Source organism: Paraburkholderia sp. 40 (assembly GCF_050434105.1).
Classification (GTDB): Bacteria; Pseudomonadota; Gammaproteobacteria; order Burkholderiales; family Burkholderiaceae; genus Paraburkholderia; species Paraburkholderia tuberum.
In genome coordinates, this window is the sequence record NZ_JBNPVY010000003.1 from 1,292,531 (window position 1) to 1,307,490 (window position 14,960).

General features: G+C 61.2%; 18 protein-coding genes. 5 read left to right on the forward strand and 13 right to left on the reverse strand.

Annotation, left to right across the window (positions count from 1 at the left end):
* Position 1 precedes the first annotated feature (1 nt).
* The 6 genes from OKW28_RS21550 to OKW28_RS21575 all read right to left on the reverse strand — a co-directional run bounded on the left by OKW28_RS21550 (position 2) and on the right by OKW28_RS21575 (position 5,054).
* Positions 2 to 1,021, reverse strand: a complete 1,020-nt coding sequence (locus OKW28_RS21550) for a hydroxyquinol 1,2-dioxygenase (protein ID WP_429448669.1) — start codon at positions 1,019 to 1,021, stop codon at positions 2 to 4.
* 131 nt (positions 1,022 to 1,152) lie between these two features.
* Complete coding sequence (locus tag OKW28_RS21555; protein WP_429448671.1) at positions 1,153 to 1,647, reverse strand: hydroxyquinol 1,2-dioxygenase; 495 nt, start codon at positions 1,645 to 1,647, stop codon at positions 1,153 to 1,155.
* A gap of 128 nt (positions 1,648 to 1,775) precedes the next feature.
* Complete coding sequence (locus OKW28_RS21560) at positions 1,776 to 2,705, reverse strand: LysR substrate-binding domain-containing protein (protein WP_429448673.1); 930 nt, start codon at positions 2,703 to 2,705, stop codon at positions 1,776 to 1,778.
* Between the two features lie 144 nt (positions 2,706 to 2,849).
* Complete coding sequence (locus OKW28_RS21565) at positions 2,850 to 4,121, reverse strand: MFS transporter (RefSeq protein WP_429448675.1); 1,272 nt, start codon at positions 4,119 to 4,121, stop codon at positions 2,850 to 2,852.
* Positions 4,122 to 4,550: 429 nt separating this feature from the next.
* Entirely contained in the window at positions 4,551 to 4,766 is a 216-nt protein-coding gene (locus OKW28_RS21570; protein WP_429448677.1) for a hypothetical protein, read from the reverse strand.
* Positions 4,767 to 4,772: 6 nt separating this feature from the next.
* Positions 4,773 to 5,054, reverse strand: a complete 282-nt coding sequence (locus OKW28_RS21575; RefSeq protein WP_429448679.1) for a DUF2817 domain-containing protein — start codon at positions 5,052 to 5,054, stop codon at positions 4,773 to 4,775.
* Positions 5,055 to 5,139: 85 nt separating this feature from the next.
* Between OKW28_RS21575 and OKW28_RS21580 the strand changes: the two genes are divergently transcribed.
* Positions 5,140 to 5,637: a LysR substrate-binding domain-containing protein gene (locus OKW28_RS21580; protein ID WP_429448681.1), complete on the forward strand. Its 498-nt coding sequence runs from the start codon at positions 5,140 to 5,142 to the stop codon at positions 5,635 to 5,637.
* A 225-nt stretch (positions 5,638 to 5,862) separates the two neighbouring features.
* Entirely contained in the window at positions 5,863 to 6,768 is a 906-nt protein-coding gene (locus OKW28_RS21585; RefSeq protein WP_429448682.1) for a cation diffusion facilitator family transporter, read from the forward strand.
* A gap of 9 nt (positions 6,769 to 6,777) precedes the next feature.
* On the opposite strand, the gene OKW28_RS21590 is transcribed toward OKW28_RS21585, so the two are convergent.
* On the reverse strand, positions 6,778 to 7,050 hold the full coding sequence (locus OKW28_RS21590; protein ID WP_429448683.1) for a hypothetical protein: 273 nt from the start codon (positions 7,048 to 7,050) through the stop codon (positions 6,778 to 6,780).
* 302 nt (positions 7,051 to 7,352) lie between these two features.
* Between OKW28_RS21590 and OKW28_RS21595 the strand changes: the two genes are divergently transcribed.
* The gene (locus OKW28_RS21595) at positions 7,353 to 8,168 is read left to right on the forward strand and encodes a class I SAM-dependent methyltransferase (RefSeq protein ID WP_429448685.1); all 816 of its coding nucleotides are present in this window, start codon (positions 7,353 to 7,355) and stop codon (positions 8,166 to 8,168) included.
* A gap of 24 nt (positions 8,169 to 8,192) precedes the next feature.
* On the opposite strand, the gene OKW28_RS21600 is transcribed toward OKW28_RS21595, so the two are convergent.
* The 3 genes from OKW28_RS21600 to OKW28_RS21610 all read right to left on the reverse strand — a co-directional run bounded on the left by OKW28_RS21600 (position 8,193) and on the right by OKW28_RS21610 (position 10,159).
* Positions 8,193 to 8,498, reverse strand: coding sequence for an acylphosphatase (locus OKW28_RS21600; RefSeq protein WP_429448686.1), 306 nt, complete (start codon positions 8,496 to 8,498; stop codon positions 8,193 to 8,195).
* Positions 8,499 to 8,607: 109 nt separating this feature from the next.
* Positions 8,608 to 9,696 carry a hypothetical protein gene (locus OKW28_RS21605; protein WP_429448688.1) on the reverse strand — a complete coding sequence of 363 codons (1,089 nt, stop codon included), beginning with the start codon at positions 9,694 to 9,696 and terminating at the stop codon, positions 8,608 to 8,610.
* 22 nt (positions 9,697 to 9,718) lie between these two features.
* A complete protein-coding gene (locus OKW28_RS21610; protein ID WP_090810764.1) occupies positions 9,719 to 10,159 on the reverse strand; it encodes a hypothetical protein in 441 nt (146 codons plus the stop codon).
* 459 nt (positions 10,160 to 10,618) lie between these two features.
* Here OKW28_RS21610 and OKW28_RS21615 point away from each other — a divergent pair, with 459 nt between their 5' ends.
* Together OKW28_RS21615 and OKW28_RS21620 are read left to right on the forward strand one after the other, a co-directional pair.
* A complete protein-coding gene (locus tag OKW28_RS21615; protein WP_429448690.1) occupies positions 10,619 to 10,858 on the forward strand; it encodes a hypothetical protein in 240 nt (79 codons plus the stop codon).
* Between the two features lie 317 nt (positions 10,859 to 11,175).
* Positions 11,176 to 12,810 (forward strand): NADP-dependent glyceraldehyde-3-phosphate dehydrogenase, encoded by a 1,635-nt coding sequence (locus OKW28_RS21620; RefSeq protein ID WP_429448692.1) that lies wholly within the window; start codon positions 11,176 to 11,178, stop codon positions 12,808 to 12,810.
* 250 nt (positions 12,811 to 13,060) lie between these two features.
* Here the strand turns inward: OKW28_RS21620 and OKW28_RS21625 are convergent, their stop codons facing one another.
* The 3 genes from OKW28_RS21625 to OKW28_RS21635 form a co-directional block, all read right to left on the reverse strand.
* The gene (locus OKW28_RS21625; RefSeq protein WP_429290767.1) at positions 13,061 to 13,240 is read right to left on the reverse strand and encodes a hypothetical protein; all 180 of its coding nucleotides are present in this window, start codon (positions 13,238 to 13,240) and stop codon (positions 13,061 to 13,063) included.
* 10 nt (positions 13,241 to 13,250) lie between these two features.
* Positions 13,251 to 13,427 (reverse strand): hypothetical protein, encoded by a 177-nt coding sequence (locus OKW28_RS21630; protein WP_184005448.1) that lies wholly within the window; start codon positions 13,425 to 13,427, stop codon positions 13,251 to 13,253.
* An 838-nt stretch (positions 13,428 to 14,265) separates the two neighbouring features.
* Positions 14,266 to 14,712, reverse strand: coding sequence for an SRPBCC family protein (locus tag OKW28_RS21635; RefSeq protein WP_429448694.1), 447 nt, complete (start codon positions 14,710 to 14,712; stop codon positions 14,266 to 14,268).
* Between the last annotated feature and the right edge of the window lie 248 nt (positions 14,713 to 14,960).

Here is a 14,960-nt window from a genome sequence, read left to right on the forward strand (position 1 = left end):
TTCAGAAATCGACGGGGTACGGCTTCAGCTCGCCGCTCTCGTAGCGTTTCGGCAGATTCGGCGTCGCGTTCTCCCATACGAGCAGCATCGAGCGCTTCGTCGAATAACCCTGATGGCGGATATCGGCTGGCATTGCGCAGATGTCGCCCGCGCGCATCGTGATCCGGGCGCGCGGCGCGCCGGTGTTCTTGTCGCCGATATCCCAGACGATTTCATCGGACAGTTGCAGGAACCACTCGACGCGATCGTTGCCGTGAAAAACCGGCAGGATGTATTCCTCGGTGGTCGGGCAGAACAGGCTCTGGCCGCACACCGACGTGACCGACGGATTCCACGTGACGTCCGAGCGCGACAGATACTTGAACAGGCTGAACGCGTGCAGCTGGCCCTCGAAGCCAGGCTCGACGTGCACCTCCGGATCGTCCTGCGTGACGTCGGCGAACGCTCGGTTCACCGGCAGATCGTCGCGCAGCGGCGAGTCGTCTTCGAGGCCCGGCATGCGGCGCGTCGCGATGCGCGTGCGCTCGATCGCGGCGTCGTTGTCGCCATGCTTGCGACCGAACGCGGTGCCGGTTTCCTCTGGGGCGGCGAATGGGTCGAAGCCTTCGTTGGTCCAGTCGTGCAGGATCGCCTTGAAGGTCGCCATGATCGTCGGCGTCTCGAAGGTCTCCACGTAATCGACGCCCGCGTCCTTCATGATGCCGTTGAACGAGCCCGCATACACGTCGACCTTGCCGTAGTGATTGCGCGTGCCGAACACGTGGTCGAAGTTGACCCAGCCGTAGAAGAAGCCCCAGGCGACGTCGCGCATCATCGCGCGCAGGAACGCATCGGCCGGCACCGCGTGGGTGCGGGTCTGGCCTTTCGCGGGCCAGTTGATCTTGACGAAGTACTCGTCGCGCAGGAATTCGAACGCGCCGAGCGTGAAGCGGCGATAGCCGGTGACCGCGTCGGGTTCGCTGGCGCGCACGGTGTCGGCGGCGAAGCCGGCCGGGTGATCGAGAGTTTCGAGGGATGCCATGTTTTGTCTCCTGTGTCGACCAGAGTTGGCGCTTTAGCTGTCGACCGGTGTTGGCGCTTTAGCGCCTACTCCGGTCCATGCAAAGCTCTTACTCTGGTCCCATGCAAGGTACTTGCTAGGTAGTCTGCGTATCAGTGCAGGCAGATGTCGGCCCACTTCTCTACCGACAATTCCCCGAGCATCGTTTGCACGAGCGCGACGCCGGGTTTCTGCGCGGTGAAGCGATATGCGCAGCCGGCCGGCAGCAATGCCTGATGACCGCGACGCAGCACCACGTGGCCCATCGCGCGGCCGGCGGGTTGCGCTCCCGCTGCGACGGTGCCCGTGCCGCTCTTCGGCGGGTTGTCGAGCTTGATGAAATCGATGCGCACCTCGCCGTCCATCAGAATCGCGAACTCGTCGTGCGCGCAGGCGAACCATTGCGATTGGCCTTCGGTGCGCAGCGCCTCGATCACGTAGTCGAGGTTCTTGCCGACCACGACCTTTTCGTACGGCGCGGCTTCGGATGCGACTTCGAAGATGTTGGAAAACACGTAGTGGCGCGCTTCGCCGCTCGTGATTTCGATTTCGCCTTTGCGGTAGCCGTCGAGCGAGCCAAAGACGGTGTGGAATGACTGTTCGGTCATTGCTGTCTCCTTGTTGGAAGCGGGTGCTGTCGGAATCAACTTTAGAAGCGCAACAGGATGGCAACAACCGGCGATCGGGCGATTACAGCATTTGCACTTTGCAAATAATCGCCGCGCGAGCAGCCGCCTTACGTCACCCAGCCGCGCTCGATAAGCGGCCGGTCCCACGCGGGTTCGGGACCCAGGTACTCGGCCAGAAACTCGACCAGCGCTTTCACCTTGAGCGCCTGTCGTTGTGTCGCGGGATACACGGCCGCGAAGTTCAGCGGCGACAGCGTGTAGTCGGTCAGAATCGGCACCAGCGAACCGTCGAGCAGCGCGGCGCTCGCGACGAGCGTCGGCAGACAGACGACGCCGCCGCCCGTCAACGCATAGTCGCGCAGCAAATGCACCGAATTCGAACGGATCATGCCCGGCAGCTCCATTTCGACGACCTCGTCGCCGTGCGCCATGGTCCAGCGATTGCGCGACGGGTAGCCCGAATACAGGGCCGTGGTGTGTTGCAGCAAATCGCGCGGATGCTGCGGCGCGCCATGCTCGGTCACATATGCGGGCGTCGCGCAGAAAAGGCGCCGCACTTTGAACAGCCGTCGCTCGATCAGCGATTCGGCGATCGGCGGAAAAATCTGGAAGGCGACGTCGAAGCCCTCTTCGATCGGATCGACCACCCGGTCGTTGACGATCACGTCGAGCTGGATGCCCGGATAGCGCCGATTGAACTCGGCGAGCGGCGCCCCGAAATGGCCGAGCGCGAAGCCCGGCAGCATCTGGATGCGCAAGCGGCCCGTCGGTGTAGCGCGCAACTCGCGCATCTGATCGGTCAGTTCGTTGACACGTCCGACCACCTCCGCGCATTCGCGATAGAACGTCTCGCCCACTTCGGACAGGCGCACGACCCGCGTGCTGCGATGAAAGAGCGGCGCGTTGACGAACTTCTCCAGCTGCTGGATGCGCGTCGTGATCACCGAACTCGTCACGCCCAACTGCCGCGCCGCTTCGGCGAAGCTGCTCGTCTCGGCCACGCGTACGAAGGCCTCGATGCTCAGAAAACGGTCCATGCTGCGTCCTTGTCCACTCGTCCAGCCTGTCAGTGTATCTGGGCTGGGGCGCGTGAACGCGCCGCTCGGTCGGCGACAACGGTCTTGTCGTAGAGCTCGGCGCCCACTGCGTTGCCGAGCGCCGCGCCGACCGGTTGCAGCGCATCATTCCGGTTGCTCACCGGCCGGCAGGTCGAGCGATGGCGTGAGCCTCTGACGACGCACTCGGGCCGGCGCGGTTTCCTCGAGCAGCAGGCTCACACCGATGCCGAGCAGCACCGCGCAGATCGGCAGCCACAGGATGTGCTGGATGCCGAAGTGTGTCGCGACGAAGCCCGCCAATGCCGGCGCGATGCCGCCGCCAAAAATCTCGCCCGCGCCGACGACGACGCCGATCGACGTCGAGATCATGCCGATCGGCGCAGCTTCGGTCGCAACCGGACCGGACAGCAGCGACACGAGTCCGAGCGTGAAGAACGACGCAACGAACAGTACCGCGAACAGCTGCACCGGCTGCGCGCCCAGTCCGCGGAACAGGTACAGCATCACCGCGGTGCCCGCAAAGCCGACGATGCTCGCCGCGCGCCGCCCGGTCAGGTCCGACAGCCCCGGCAAACCGAACTGGCCGATAAAGCCGCCAAAGCCGATCGCGGAGACGACGACGCCCATGCGCTGCGTGTCGAGCGACAGATACTCGGTCAGGTACAGCGGCAGCATCGCGCCGAGCACGAACACGCCGGTCATCGCGCAGAACAGCGCGGCCATCGCGATCGGGATGTTGCGGCTCTTCAGCACGTCGCGCCAGTTGCCGTGTTCGGCCGGGCACGTGGCGCGCTTCGGCGTGGCTTGCGGCGCAGCTTTCGGTTCGCGAATCACGAAGAACATCAGCACGCCGAGAATCAGACCCGGCACCGACACCAGCGCGAACACCCAGCGCCACGTGACCACGCTGAGCAGCTGCGTCGCGATGATCGGCGACAGCGCGAGGCCGAACAGCGCGAAGCCGCTTTGCTGCAGGCCGAGATTGAAGCCGCGGCGTTTCGGATGCGATGCATCGGCGGTCGCGGCGAAACTGGTCGGGCAGAACGAGCCTTCGGCGACGCCCATCAGCGCGCGCACCGCGAGCAGGCTCATCAGCCCGCCGGCGAGCCCGGAGAAACCGGACAGCAGCGAGAACGCCAGAATCGCCGGAATCAGCACCTTGCGGCGCCCGATCCTGTCGGAGATGCCGCCCATCAGCGCCGCGAAAATGCCCCACGACAAGCCGAGGATGCCGATGCAGTTGCCGACGTCCTGCGCGGTCAAATGCAGGTCCTTCATGATGGCCGGAAAGAGCGGCGCGATCAGCCACCGGTCGAGTCCCACGAGGCCGAAGCCGAGGGCCAGCAGCACGACGGCCTTCCATTCGTAGGCCACGTCCCAGTCGTTCGATTTCATCTTTGTCTCCATAGGCCGGCCGCTTTGCGCGCGGACGGCATTCGCTGGCGCGGAGGCGCGCCGCCGGGTTCGTCGAATTCAGCAATGGGTGTCGTGCCGCGCGTCGTCGGTGCGGCAGCGACGCGGCCAAGATTGGCGCAAGTGCGGCGGCTCAAGTACGGGACAAGCGGCGAATGCGGTATTCGTGAATCGCAAATAATCGCGATGGATGGCGCGGCAGCGAGCGTGGGCAAGGCTCGGCGGTATGCGGCGGGAGCGAATCGCATGCGCGTGAGGACACCCCAGGACAAGCCCGGGTAGACGCGCGGATGGGCCGCGGGCGGGTGGGGTGCGGGTCACCTGATGTAATACGTTCGGCTACCCGCGTTTGGATCGAATGCCTGTTTGGAGTCGGCTCGCTATTGGTCGGCGAAGACTGCAGCGCGGTGCCTATGCGGCAGACGATTCCCGCGACAGCTCAACAACCGCCTGCAGGATCGCGGCGCGCGCCTGACCGAGAATCAGCCCGCGCCACACGTGGTCCTCGCAGTAGAAGCCGGCGCGGATCTCGGCGCGAATCGCGTCGATCTGTTGCGGGTCAGCGTCGGGATGCCGACGCACCCACGCATCGGCGCGCAGCCGGTGCAGCATGTCGACGAGCTGCACCGCGCCCTACTCGATCGCAATCGCCGTCGTACGCGCGTGCGTGCAGGTGCGGAGCAGCGTATCGAGGACCGGACCCGCGACGTTTGCCGCGACCGACGTCAGCACCCGCAGACGGCGCGCGCTGGCCGGACCGATGCGCGCGACGTCGGTGGCGAGCTCCTCGTTGCCGAGGCCACCCAGACCCGCTATCACGTGACTTTCGACGCGCGCCGCAGCAGCCGCGGCGGACCGCAGACAAAGCCGCCGCGCCTCCCCGTACGACGACGCGAAATACGACGGTGGGTTCATCGAAGCTCCGGAAAGTTATGCAGGCGTCAGGAAGGATTCGGTCAGACGCACCCAGTAGGTCGAACCGAGCGACAGCACGTCGTCGTTGAAATCGGTCGATCTCGCCGCGCGCGTCGATTCGGGCGAAATCGACGCGGCCGTGATCATCGACACGCCGGGCCGCCGCCCGGCCAGTGCCCAGTGGACGCCGGTCTATTCGGAGCCGCTCGTGCTGCTCGTCAATGCGAACGTGGCTGAAGCGCCGGTGGTCGAGTTATTGCGCGCGCGGCGCTTTCTGCGTTTCGATCGGACGCAGCGCACCGGCGTGATCATCGACCGTGCGTTGCGCAAGCAGCGCGTGAAGGTCAACGAGTTTCTCGAACTGAATTCGCTGGAAGGGATCGCCGAACTCGTGCGCCAAGGGATCGGTATTGCGGTGGTACCGCTGCTGCGCCGCTGCTCATGGACTCGCGATGACGCATTGCGCGTCGTGCCGCTGCCCGACGCTGGCGTGCGGCGCAACGTGGGAATGCTGGAGCGCGCGCAGCATGGAAAGATGAGCGTGACGGCGGCGATCGTTCGGCAGTTGAAGGAAGTGATCTGAACACGTCAAACCCTCGAGCAACTGCTCTTGCCCGTCGCCAGATCGGCGTTGCGACGCCGAGCCGCATCGGAAACCGGGGATAACTAACCGCGCAGGCTCCCGGCCGGCTTGACAGTTAGTAGCGTTTTACAGCTGTCAGCCGAGCCGGGATAGTTCCGGCCAGTCGCGCCCGATATACTCCGTTCACCCCTGAACGTCTTTCAGCCACGGGCGATCACTCGGACCATGAAAGCAACGGACCTCGAACAGCGCATCCTCAAACAATCGCTGCTTTGCACTGCGCTGATCGCCGGACTCGGCATCGCGGCCGGGATTCTGAGCGGCTCGCTGGCGATCATCTTCGACGGCATGTTCTCGGCTCTCGACGCCGCGATGTGCAGCCTGTCGCTGCTCGTCACCCGCCTGCTTCGGCAGGAGAGCAGTCGACGCTTCCAGCACGGCTTCTGGCACATCGAGCCGCTCGTGCTCGTGTTCAACGGCAGTCTGCTGTCGGTGCTGTGCTTTTACGCTTTCATCAACGCGGTCAAAGGTCTGCTCGACGGCGGCCACGAGCTCGAGTTCGGCTGGGGTGTCTTCTACGCAGTGGTGGTTGCCACGTTCGCCTTCGTCATGTTCTTGCGCGAGCGGCGCGTGAATCGCGCGATCGACTCCGAACTGATTGGGCTCGACATCAAGAGCTGGCTGATGTCGGCGTGCGTCAGCGCGGCGCTGTTGCTGGCGTTTTCGATTGCATGGCTGCTCGAACGAATCGGGCACGGCCACCTGACACCGTACATCGACCCAGGCGTGCTCGCACTACTGACGCTCGTCCTGATTCCGATGCCGATCGGAACCGTGATCGACGCGGTCAAGGAAGTGTTGCTGATCACGCCGCTGGATCTGGAGCGCGAACTGCACGACCTGATGCAACAACTGACCGCCGACTACGGCTTCGTCAAGCACTCGCACTACGCGACGCGCGTCGGCCGCGGCCTGTTCGTCGAGGTGCATATCGTGCTGCCCGAAGCGATGGAGCACGCCGGCGTCCGCCAGTTCGATCAGATTCGCGACAGGATCTCGCGCGCGATCGGCGAATCGGGCCCGGACCGCTGGCTGACGGTGGCGTTCACGCGCGACCCGCGCTGGTTGTAACTTTCGCGGCTAGTCCCCGAACGGGTTGCCGGTGTCCTTCACTTCGGTACTGAGGTTGTATTCCGCACGCATGGCCTTGAGTACGCCCTCGATGTCGCGCTCGAAGCCAATCGCGTTACCGAAGTGGGTCATGTTCCAGTTGCAGCCTGTCTTGTCAGCCTCTTGCAATTGCGGCCGCGGCACGCGAATCTTCACGCCATCCTCGACGATTTCCTGCAGTCGATGGATTCGCCGATTGACCTCCTGCTGAAGCTGCGAGGCATTAAGCGTCTTGCGTATCATCCAGGTCTCCTCCCGGTTGCTCGAGCCAGTCTAACGCAAGTGATGCGTTTCGCGACCTGGCGCTGAAATGCGAAGCGCCAGAGAGAAAGCAGGCGTATCGGTTCGTGGGGGTGCGTCAGCCAGCGCCGACGCGCGCGAAAGTCTGGCGGCTTTAGACGACGATGGTTGTGCATCGCACCACACATTCGTTCGCGTTCTCTGTCGCCGGCCTGGATTGTTTCCCCGATAGCCAGACATACGGATTACGAGGAACATAGGCATGCGCTAAAAGTTGCCAACGTGTAAAACCGGTGGGGGTAAGCATGGGACAACTCGACTTCAGTACCTTCGAGCACGAAGGTTGGGAGCGGGTCGCGCAGGCCTATCATGAGTATTTTGGTGATTTGACCGCCCAGTCGAACCAGGCCATGCTCGAGACCCTCTGCATTCGGCGGGGAGCCCGTTTTCTCGACGTCGCCTGCGGCCCGGGCTACCTCGCGGCGGCCGCCGCGCGCAGCGGCGCGGATGTCACCGGCGTGGATTTCTCGGTCGCGATGGTCGACAAGGCGAGACGCGTCTTTCCGGCACTTGAGTTCCGCGTCGGCGACGCGGAGGATTTGCCATTTCCCAACGCAAGCTTCTCGGCAGTGGGGATCAGCTTCGGAATGTTGCACTTTGCGCACCCCGAGCGCGCACTCGCGGAGGCGTTTCGTGTACTGCAACCTAACGGCAGAATCGCCTTCACGGTATGGGCGACACCGAACAAGGCGGTTGGCTTCGGCATGGTGTTGAAGGCGATCGAGGAGCACGGGACGACCGACGTACCCGTCCCGCCGGGACCACCCTTCTTCCGATTCAGCGATTGGGAGGAATCGAAGCGCCTGTTGCTCGATGCCGGGTTCGTCCAACCGGAGGTGCGGGAGTTGGACCTCACGCTCGTGCTTCGTGCTCCCAATACACCTTTTCATGCACTCCTGCGTGGTGGCGTGCGGGTTTCCGCATTGCTACACGCGCAGACGCCGGCCGCGCTAGCGTCTATTGAACTGGCCGTCGCACACGACGCGCAGGCGTATCGCAGCGATACTGGGGACCTGCGGCTTCCGATGAGCTGCGTTCTGGCTTCCGCACTCAAGCCTTAGGGCGAGTGGGCTGACTCAACTCACCTAGACCGTCGCGGCGAGCTTGAATTCATCGAACCTGGCTACTGGTGGCGATAGTTCCTGGACTTCCAGACGGTCCACCAGAGTTGCATGCGCACCGTCAACCAGCCAATGGCAGATTCGCTCGAGTTCTTCAGCGTGTCCTTGCAACACAGCCTCGACCGAACCGTCCATCCGGTTGCGCACCCAACCCGTGATGCCTCGAGCCGTGGCCTCGTTGATGCAAGCCTGCCGGTAACCTACACCCTGCACGTGGCCATATACCCTGACCAGTCTGGTCCGTAAATCGGTATCGAACTGTGGCGTCATGATGCACGTAACTCCAGGCCGGATAAGACGCAGCGCGGTTGCCTCTGGTCACTGTCGCTGTCAGTCCGGAAACAAAAGCTCTGCTCGACACGAATCGCGGGTTCGACAGTCAACCTCCACGCACCTCGTCGCTTTCGCCTGCCGAGTCTGTCGCCTCCCAATCCGCCTTCGTCGTTGCTGCTGGCGTCACCGGCTTGATACGCGTCCACCACGCGGTATTTGCCGGTGCATGGAAGCGGAACTGCGTGCTCCATGCCGCCCAGAACTCCCGCTGTGCGGCCTGGGACGTCGGGAGAACAAAACCTAACTTCTCAGCGAGCGCCGGCAGATAAAGGTCAAACGCTGATTTAACAACGTCGCCCCAGCTTCTTGCCTCAAGAATCGCAAGCCGATACGCAATTGCCGCAATGGCGGCCGCAATCGCAGCGTTCTGAAAAAGATCCGCCAACAGGTAATTACCGGCCAGTCCGTCCGCAAGCCAGAGGTCAATCGCTCGCACAAAGGTAAAGATGGACGTAAAGGTACCCAGAACGACGAGTCCGACCAGAAAGTCAACTGGAGCTCTCGCATCCGCAATGATTGCTTGATAGTCCTTTGGGATGACTGCAAGAAGACGCGGCCATACGAATATGCTGTCAATCTTATAGACTTCGCTCGAGTAACCCTCGAATGCACGCAACGTGTTCCCAAAGGCCGTAGGAAGAACGAGATTTTCATACCGGGGGAAATCACGGGCGTTCCGCTCCTGGTTGCGGTACAGCATCGCCCTTACGGTGGCTCGGTTCAATTCAGCCTTTCTGTATTCCAACGATTCCTTTGAGGCTTTAAGCCGCTCGATTGTACTGTTCTCTGTAGCGAGTTCCGTACGGAGGCGTTCTATGAGGTCCAGCTGACGATTGCGGCGATTTCGCTCATCGCGCTTCCAGGCCTCGCGATTGAATGGCCATTTGTATCCTTCGAGGACCTGATAAAACCAGTTGTTCAATACCAACAGGATCAGCGATAGGACCCATACGATTATGAGGAAAGAGAACAAGCTTCCAACCTTGTCGCTGTCCGAGGTCGCCTTGTGTAGCAAATCGCAAAATGCCGGGATATCGGCGTTTGCCGCGAGAAAGCCTGTAAAGCCAAGCAGGGCCGGCAAAAAGAAGCCGAGGATAAATGCTTTGTCCAGCAGTTTCGATAGGCCCGAGAGCATCGGAGATTATCCCTTGGCAAATTCAGCGACGCACTGGCGGTGGGTTGTCGTCATCTGGGTCCTGCTGCGACTGTCCCGGAAGACCTCCGAATTGAAGAGCCCGGTGAACGGCATTCAAATCGATGCTTGCCAGTTTGCTCGGAGGCGTTGCTGAGCCGGAGTCGTCTACAAGATGTTGATAGAGGAAATCGACAACCGCACTGAGGGCATTGAGGGCGCTCGCGTAATCTCGTGCAATCGCCAGGTCGTGGACTTCTACGGCCCGCCTCATTACCAATTCGCGTAGCGGTTCCGGTGCTGATTCGTATTGGCGAGCAAACGCGGCGTTCCGTTTGATCTCTTCAAGCCGGTCAATCGCTTTTGAGGCACTGCGGCGGCTCTGCCCCCTAGGTACATGCGTGGCGCTGCGCCCGACCACTTTTGTCAGCAGTTCGACGATTTCACGAGATGAGTTTTCTTTCATCCTGGCTCTCCAAGGGGAAAACACACTCGCCTCCCCGGCCCCGCCCGGTCGTCAATGCTCGAACCGTTACTCGATGTTAGTACAGCTGTTCGGTAGGAGGAAACAGTATATCGGTGCGCAGGCCGCAGAAGTGTCACGTGAACTTCGCAACAAGTGAACTATCGCCGGGTTCCTCGCTGCCTCGCACATACGGTTGTTCAAGCGAGCGGCACCGGACAATCCCTGAACGCTTGCCGGGCAACGTTCAGGAACATGCGGGCGCAATTCTCCGCAGCGAAATGTTGGTTTCGGACCGTCGCTGCGCGGTCAAAGTGTAGGGTGAGTCCCACCACCGAGTCCACGCCGCCACTGTCACGCGAGCATTCAACGCCTACGCAGCGGGTTAGCGGCACGCTTGCCTGACAGCCCCTCCGTCGGCACGGCCCTTGCGTCCAGAAACTGCGTCAACCGGAGATAGCCATGATGCGATGTTTTGCGGACTTCGCTCCCAAGCAAGCGCTGCGCGGCAGTGCAGCCGCAGTTGCTGCCACCATACTCCTGGCAGCATGCGGGACGGGAATGGCGGCATTCGCCGGACTGCTTCCGAAATCCGACGGCGTAGCGACTGCAGTGACCGCTACGCCGTTGGTCGAACTGCAGACCACGATGACGAATCTAATCCAATCCGGTTTCGAGGACATTTCCGCAGCTGCTGACTAAGCTCGCCCGCAAGCTCGGCGGTGCCGCGCCGCGCCGCGTGATATCACTGTCGGAACCGACTTCACCGTTCATCAGGCGTTGAACACGGTTCGTCTTCAACTCTGTTCTCTGCCATTAGGTATGCTTCTCTCTGTGTCTTGCGCCCACCGCGAAGCACGGCCACCAAACACCGGCACAGTCGCTTGCGCACGACCCAATGATCGGTCCGACAGGTACCGTTACGTCACCAGCGGGCAGGCACGGTCGCATTGATTGCGTTCGAGCAATCCCCAACACCTGGCGGGCCACCGCGTACTGCACGAACATAGGAGCGAAACGTGGCAAGTATTGACTTCGAGAACCTCTGGCAGTTGTTTCCAGTCACCGACGATATTCCCGAGACCGCCCGCCTCGCGGAGCCGATTCATCAGCGCGTCTCGCTCGTCGATGGAGAACTGAAGGCGTGGGATGGCGCCTGCAAGAACGTGCAGTCGCCAGTCTGCGTGCGACAAGCCTCCGGCGACGCTGAACAGGTCGTAATTGGCAGTTATCCGGTCATGGGCGAGGTCGAGAGCGATGCCGCGCTGAACGCGGCCGTGCGAGCCTACGATCACGGCCGCGGCGAGTGGCCAACGATGACAGTCGCGCAGCGCATCGGCTGCATGCAAGACTTCATTCGTCTCATGGCGGCCAGGCGCCATGAGATTGTGAATCTGATCATGTGGGAAATCGGCAAGAGCCTTGCCGATTCGCAGAAGGAGTTCGACCGCACCATCAGCTATATGCAGGACACTATCTCGGCGCTCAAGGAGCTAGACAATAGCAACTCGCGCTTTGTCATCGCCGAGGGAACCATCGGCCAGATTCGCCGCACCCCGCTGGGCGTCGTACTGTGCATGGGGCCTTACAACTATCCGCTGAACGAAACGTTCGCGACGCTCATTCCCGCATTGCTGATGGGCAACACCGTCGTGTTCAAGCCGCCCCAATATGGCACGCTACTGTTCTTTCCACTGCTCGAGGCTTTCCGCTCTGCTTTCCCGAAAGGCGTCGTCAACACGATTTATGCACCGGGTGCGGTGGTGGTGCCACACATGCTCGCCTCAGGAAAGATCGACGTGCTTGCCCTCATCGGCTCAAGCAAGGTTGCAGACCACCTGAAAAAACAGCACCCAAAGTCGCATCGGCTACGCGCCGTTCTCGGCCTTGACGCCAAAAACGCCGCGATTGTGTTGGCTGACGCCGACATAGACCTCGCCGTGAAGGAATGTCTGCTCGGTACGTTGTCGTTCAATGGTCAACGGTGCACAGCGCTCAAGATATTGATGGTGCACCGCTCGATCGCCGATACGTTTCTTCAGCGCTTTAACGCAGCGCTCAAAAATCTCAAGGTCGGCATGCCGTGGGAACAGGGTGTGTCCATTACACCGCTGCCGGGCATGCATCGCACGGCCTACATGACCCAGGCAATTGACGATGCGAAAGCGAAAGGCGCGGCGGTCGTGAACGAAGGTGGTGGCGTGTTCTGCAAAACTCTTTTCTATCCGGCCGTGGTGTATCCCGTGAAGGAAGGGATGATGCTCTATCGTGAGGAGCAGTTCGGACCGATCATCCCAGTCGTGCCGTTCGATGACATTGATACACCACTCGAGTATGTCATCACTTCGGACCACGGTCAGCAGGTCAGCATTTTCGGCACCGACGCTGCCCAAATTGGCTCGCTGATCGACCCACTCGTCAATCAGGTGTGCCGCGTCAATCTCAACAGCCAGTGCCAGCGAGGCCCAGACGTCTTTCCGTTTGCCGGCCGCAAGGATTCTGCGGAAGGTACGCTATCGGTCACCGATGCATTGCGCGCGTTCTCGATTCGCTCCATGGTCGCGGCCAAGGAGACCGACCTGAACAAGACGCTGCTCGATACGATGGTCACGAATCATCACTCGAAGTTCGTGAACACCGGTTTTATCTTTTAGCGGCTCGATGGGTATCGAGCTCGAGTCCCGATGCGGAGATTCAGCGCGCGATGCCGTAAAGGTCAGCGCATCGCGCGCATGTTGAGTGAAAGGGTCCATTCTTCAGTTGGCGCGATTTCGCGCGACGTCCGGCCAGTCGATGCCCGTAGAAAAGCATAGGTCTAAAAGCGACGAATATTTGCGACGTCCTATGGCGCTGCTTCATGCATCGACCCAACGCTTTTCCCCGGTGCAGGATGCGCGGAGCGGGTCACTGCGGGTCCGGATGAGCCAAGCCCGCTTGCTCGATAATCTGTTCGTATTGTTCCACACCGACTACGGCTCGGTACTCCTGCATCAGCCGGATGAGCGCCTGCGACGTCCTGGAAATCACACCGTAGACTTCCAACTGCTCAGCGTGCACCAGGGCCTGCCCCAAAGTCATGGCCACGTCAGTCTCCTTATTGCAGTTGAACAGCGAGCAAGTCGTTGGCGAACGCGGGCCGGGCGGAGGCGAACTCCATCAGGTCGAGGAAGCCCTCGCTGACCGCAAATTCATGCAGCGCATCATCGCCGCTGTCAGCTTTGATGCGACCGTAGCTTTCGACCATTTTCAGGTCGGTAATCAAGTACATCATCTCAACCTCTTTCTGTCTGGGAATGCCCCGAGTTGTCGCGCCCATACCTCGACGGAAAGAATGCGCCCCGTCGGGCCGTTGTCGTCTCATGCTTCGGTCCGAAGAGTACGTAGCGTGGCTTAATTCAAGCTTAAACAATGCCAACGATGAGAACGCCTCGCCGGAACGGAAATTCGGCGGCGCCCAATCGGAAAACCTCGCGGAATAGCATTCAATCCGTCGCGAAGCGGTTGAACATTGGACGGTCGTTTGGCGGGGAGAATAAAGTGCCCTCGGGTCACTGCGGTTCACAGCGAATATTGCTGCATCGCACTACGCAACATGTCGGTTGGCAACAACCTAATCGTTAATCAGGTAGTGAAAACGGTTTGACGCGGACTTTCTTGTGTCCCATTAGCCGCGTGAAAATCTGCCTTGTCCTGCATCTCAGCCGGTAAAGTTAACCTACACGCCAGGCGCCTCGGCACCGCGGCCTTGCCCCCGGTGCGTCTGCCGAAATCGCGCGACGCGTGCAACCGGTGAGGACTCGCCGCGGCCCGCACAGGAGAAGAACATGCGCGCGCTCGACATCATGACTTCTTCGGTCATTACCGCCAGAGCCATCTGGAGTCGCCGAGTGTGATTGCGACGATGTAGCTGGCGCACCGTGTACGTGCCGAACGTTCCCAGCTTGACTGCGGGCGGCGCGGTTTAAAACCGCGCCGAGTTCGACCATTTCCTGATCACGATTTGAAGGTCGCCAATTGAGCAGCAAGTGGGACGAAGGATGCGATCGTCCCCGCTGCGCGTTGCGAGGAGATACTTGCTCGATGGCGGAGCCAGCGGCTGTTATTGAATGTCAGTCCGCAATCTCCGGCTCGACCAGCTTTGCCAGTTGCGCGAGCGACTCCTGCCAGCCGAGGTAACACATCTCGACCGGAATCATCTCGGGGATGCCTTCCTGCATGATGTTCAGTTCGGTCCCGCACGACACCTGCCGCAACGAAACGGTCGTGTGCATCTGACCGGGCAGATTCGGGTCGTCGAAATGGTCCGAATAGCGGATCTTTTCGAACGGCACCAGTTCGATGTACTCGCCGCCGAACGAGTGCCCCTTGCCCGAGCCGAAGTTATGAAACGACATCCTGTAGGTGCCGCCGACGCGCGCATCCATCTGATGCACGTCGCAGGTGAAGCCATACGGCGGTAGCCATTTCGCCATCGCGGCGGGTTCGAGGAACGCGCGATAGATACGCTCGGGCGTCGTGCGCAAAACACGGTGGAATTTGACGGTTCCGGTAGCCATGATGAGTATGCCTTTCACTGGAGGGGTTGAACATACTGTCACGACGCGCCCGCGTTGCGGGAATCGACACGCACGAGACCAGGCAAAACCCGTAGACGGTTGACACTCGTTTAGCAGATGTATCGCCCCATACGGACTGCGTTGCGGTCGAAGCGTCCCTGGTCGCCATAGCGTCCCCGTCCGTTTTAGATGATCGATGATTGCAACCCGCGCCTTCTTTTCGCCTAGAGAGAATCAAAGGGACTTCC

Excerpts from the sequence above, each read along its gene's own strand:
- OKW28_RS21550 (WP_429448669.1), bottom strand. The coding sequence starts at position 1,021 with ATGGCATCCCTCGAAACTCTCGATCACCCGGCCGGCTTCGCCGCCGAC.
- OKW28_RS21555 (WP_429448671.1), bottom strand. The coding sequence starts at position 1,647 with ATGACCGAACAGTCATTCCACACCGTCTTTGGCTCGCTCGACGGCTAC.
- OKW28_RS21560 (WP_429448673.1), bottom strand. The coding sequence starts at position 2,705 with ATGGACCGTTTTCTGAGCATCGAGGCCTTCGTACGCGTGGCCGAGACG.
- OKW28_RS21565 (WP_429448675.1), bottom strand. The coding sequence starts at position 4,121 with ATGAAATCGAACGACTGGGACGTGGCCTACGAATGGAAGGCCGTCGTG.
- OKW28_RS21575 (WP_429448679.1), bottom strand. The coding sequence starts at position 5,054 with ATGAACCCACCGTCGTATTTCGCGTCGTCGTACGGGGAGGCGCGGCGG.
- OKW28_RS21585 (WP_429448682.1), top strand. The coding sequence starts at position 5,863 with ATGAAAGCAACGGACCTCGAACAGCGCATCCTCAAACAATCGCTGCTT.
- OKW28_RS21590 (WP_429448683.1), bottom strand. The coding sequence starts at position 7,050 with ATGATACGCAAGACGCTTAATGCCTCGCAGCTTCAGCAGGAGGTCAAT.
- OKW28_RS21595 (WP_429448685.1), top strand. The coding sequence starts at position 7,353 with ATGGGACAACTCGACTTCAGTACCTTCGAGCACGAAGGTTGGGAGCGG.
- OKW28_RS21600 (WP_429448686.1), bottom strand. The coding sequence starts at position 8,498 with ATGACGCCACAGTTCGATACCGATTTACGGACCAGACTGGTCAGGGTA.
- OKW28_RS21605 (WP_429448688.1), bottom strand. The coding sequence starts at position 9,696 with ATGCTCTCGGGCCTATCGAAACTGCTGGACAAAGCATTTATCCTCGGC.
- OKW28_RS21610 (WP_090810764.1), bottom strand. The coding sequence starts at position 10,159 with ATGAAAGAAAACTCATCTCGTGAAATCGTCGAACTGCTGACAAAAGTG.
- OKW28_RS21615 (WP_429448690.1), top strand. The coding sequence starts at position 10,619 with ATGATGCGATGTTTTGCGGACTTCGCTCCCAAGCAAGCGCTGCGCGGC.
- OKW28_RS21630 (WP_184005448.1), bottom strand. The coding sequence starts at position 13,427 with ATGATGTACTTGATTACCGACCTGAAAATGGTCGAAAGCTACGGTCGC.
- OKW28_RS21635 (WP_429448694.1), bottom strand. The coding sequence starts at position 14,712 with ATGGCTACCGGAACCGTCAAATTCCACCGTGTTTTGCGCACGACGCCC.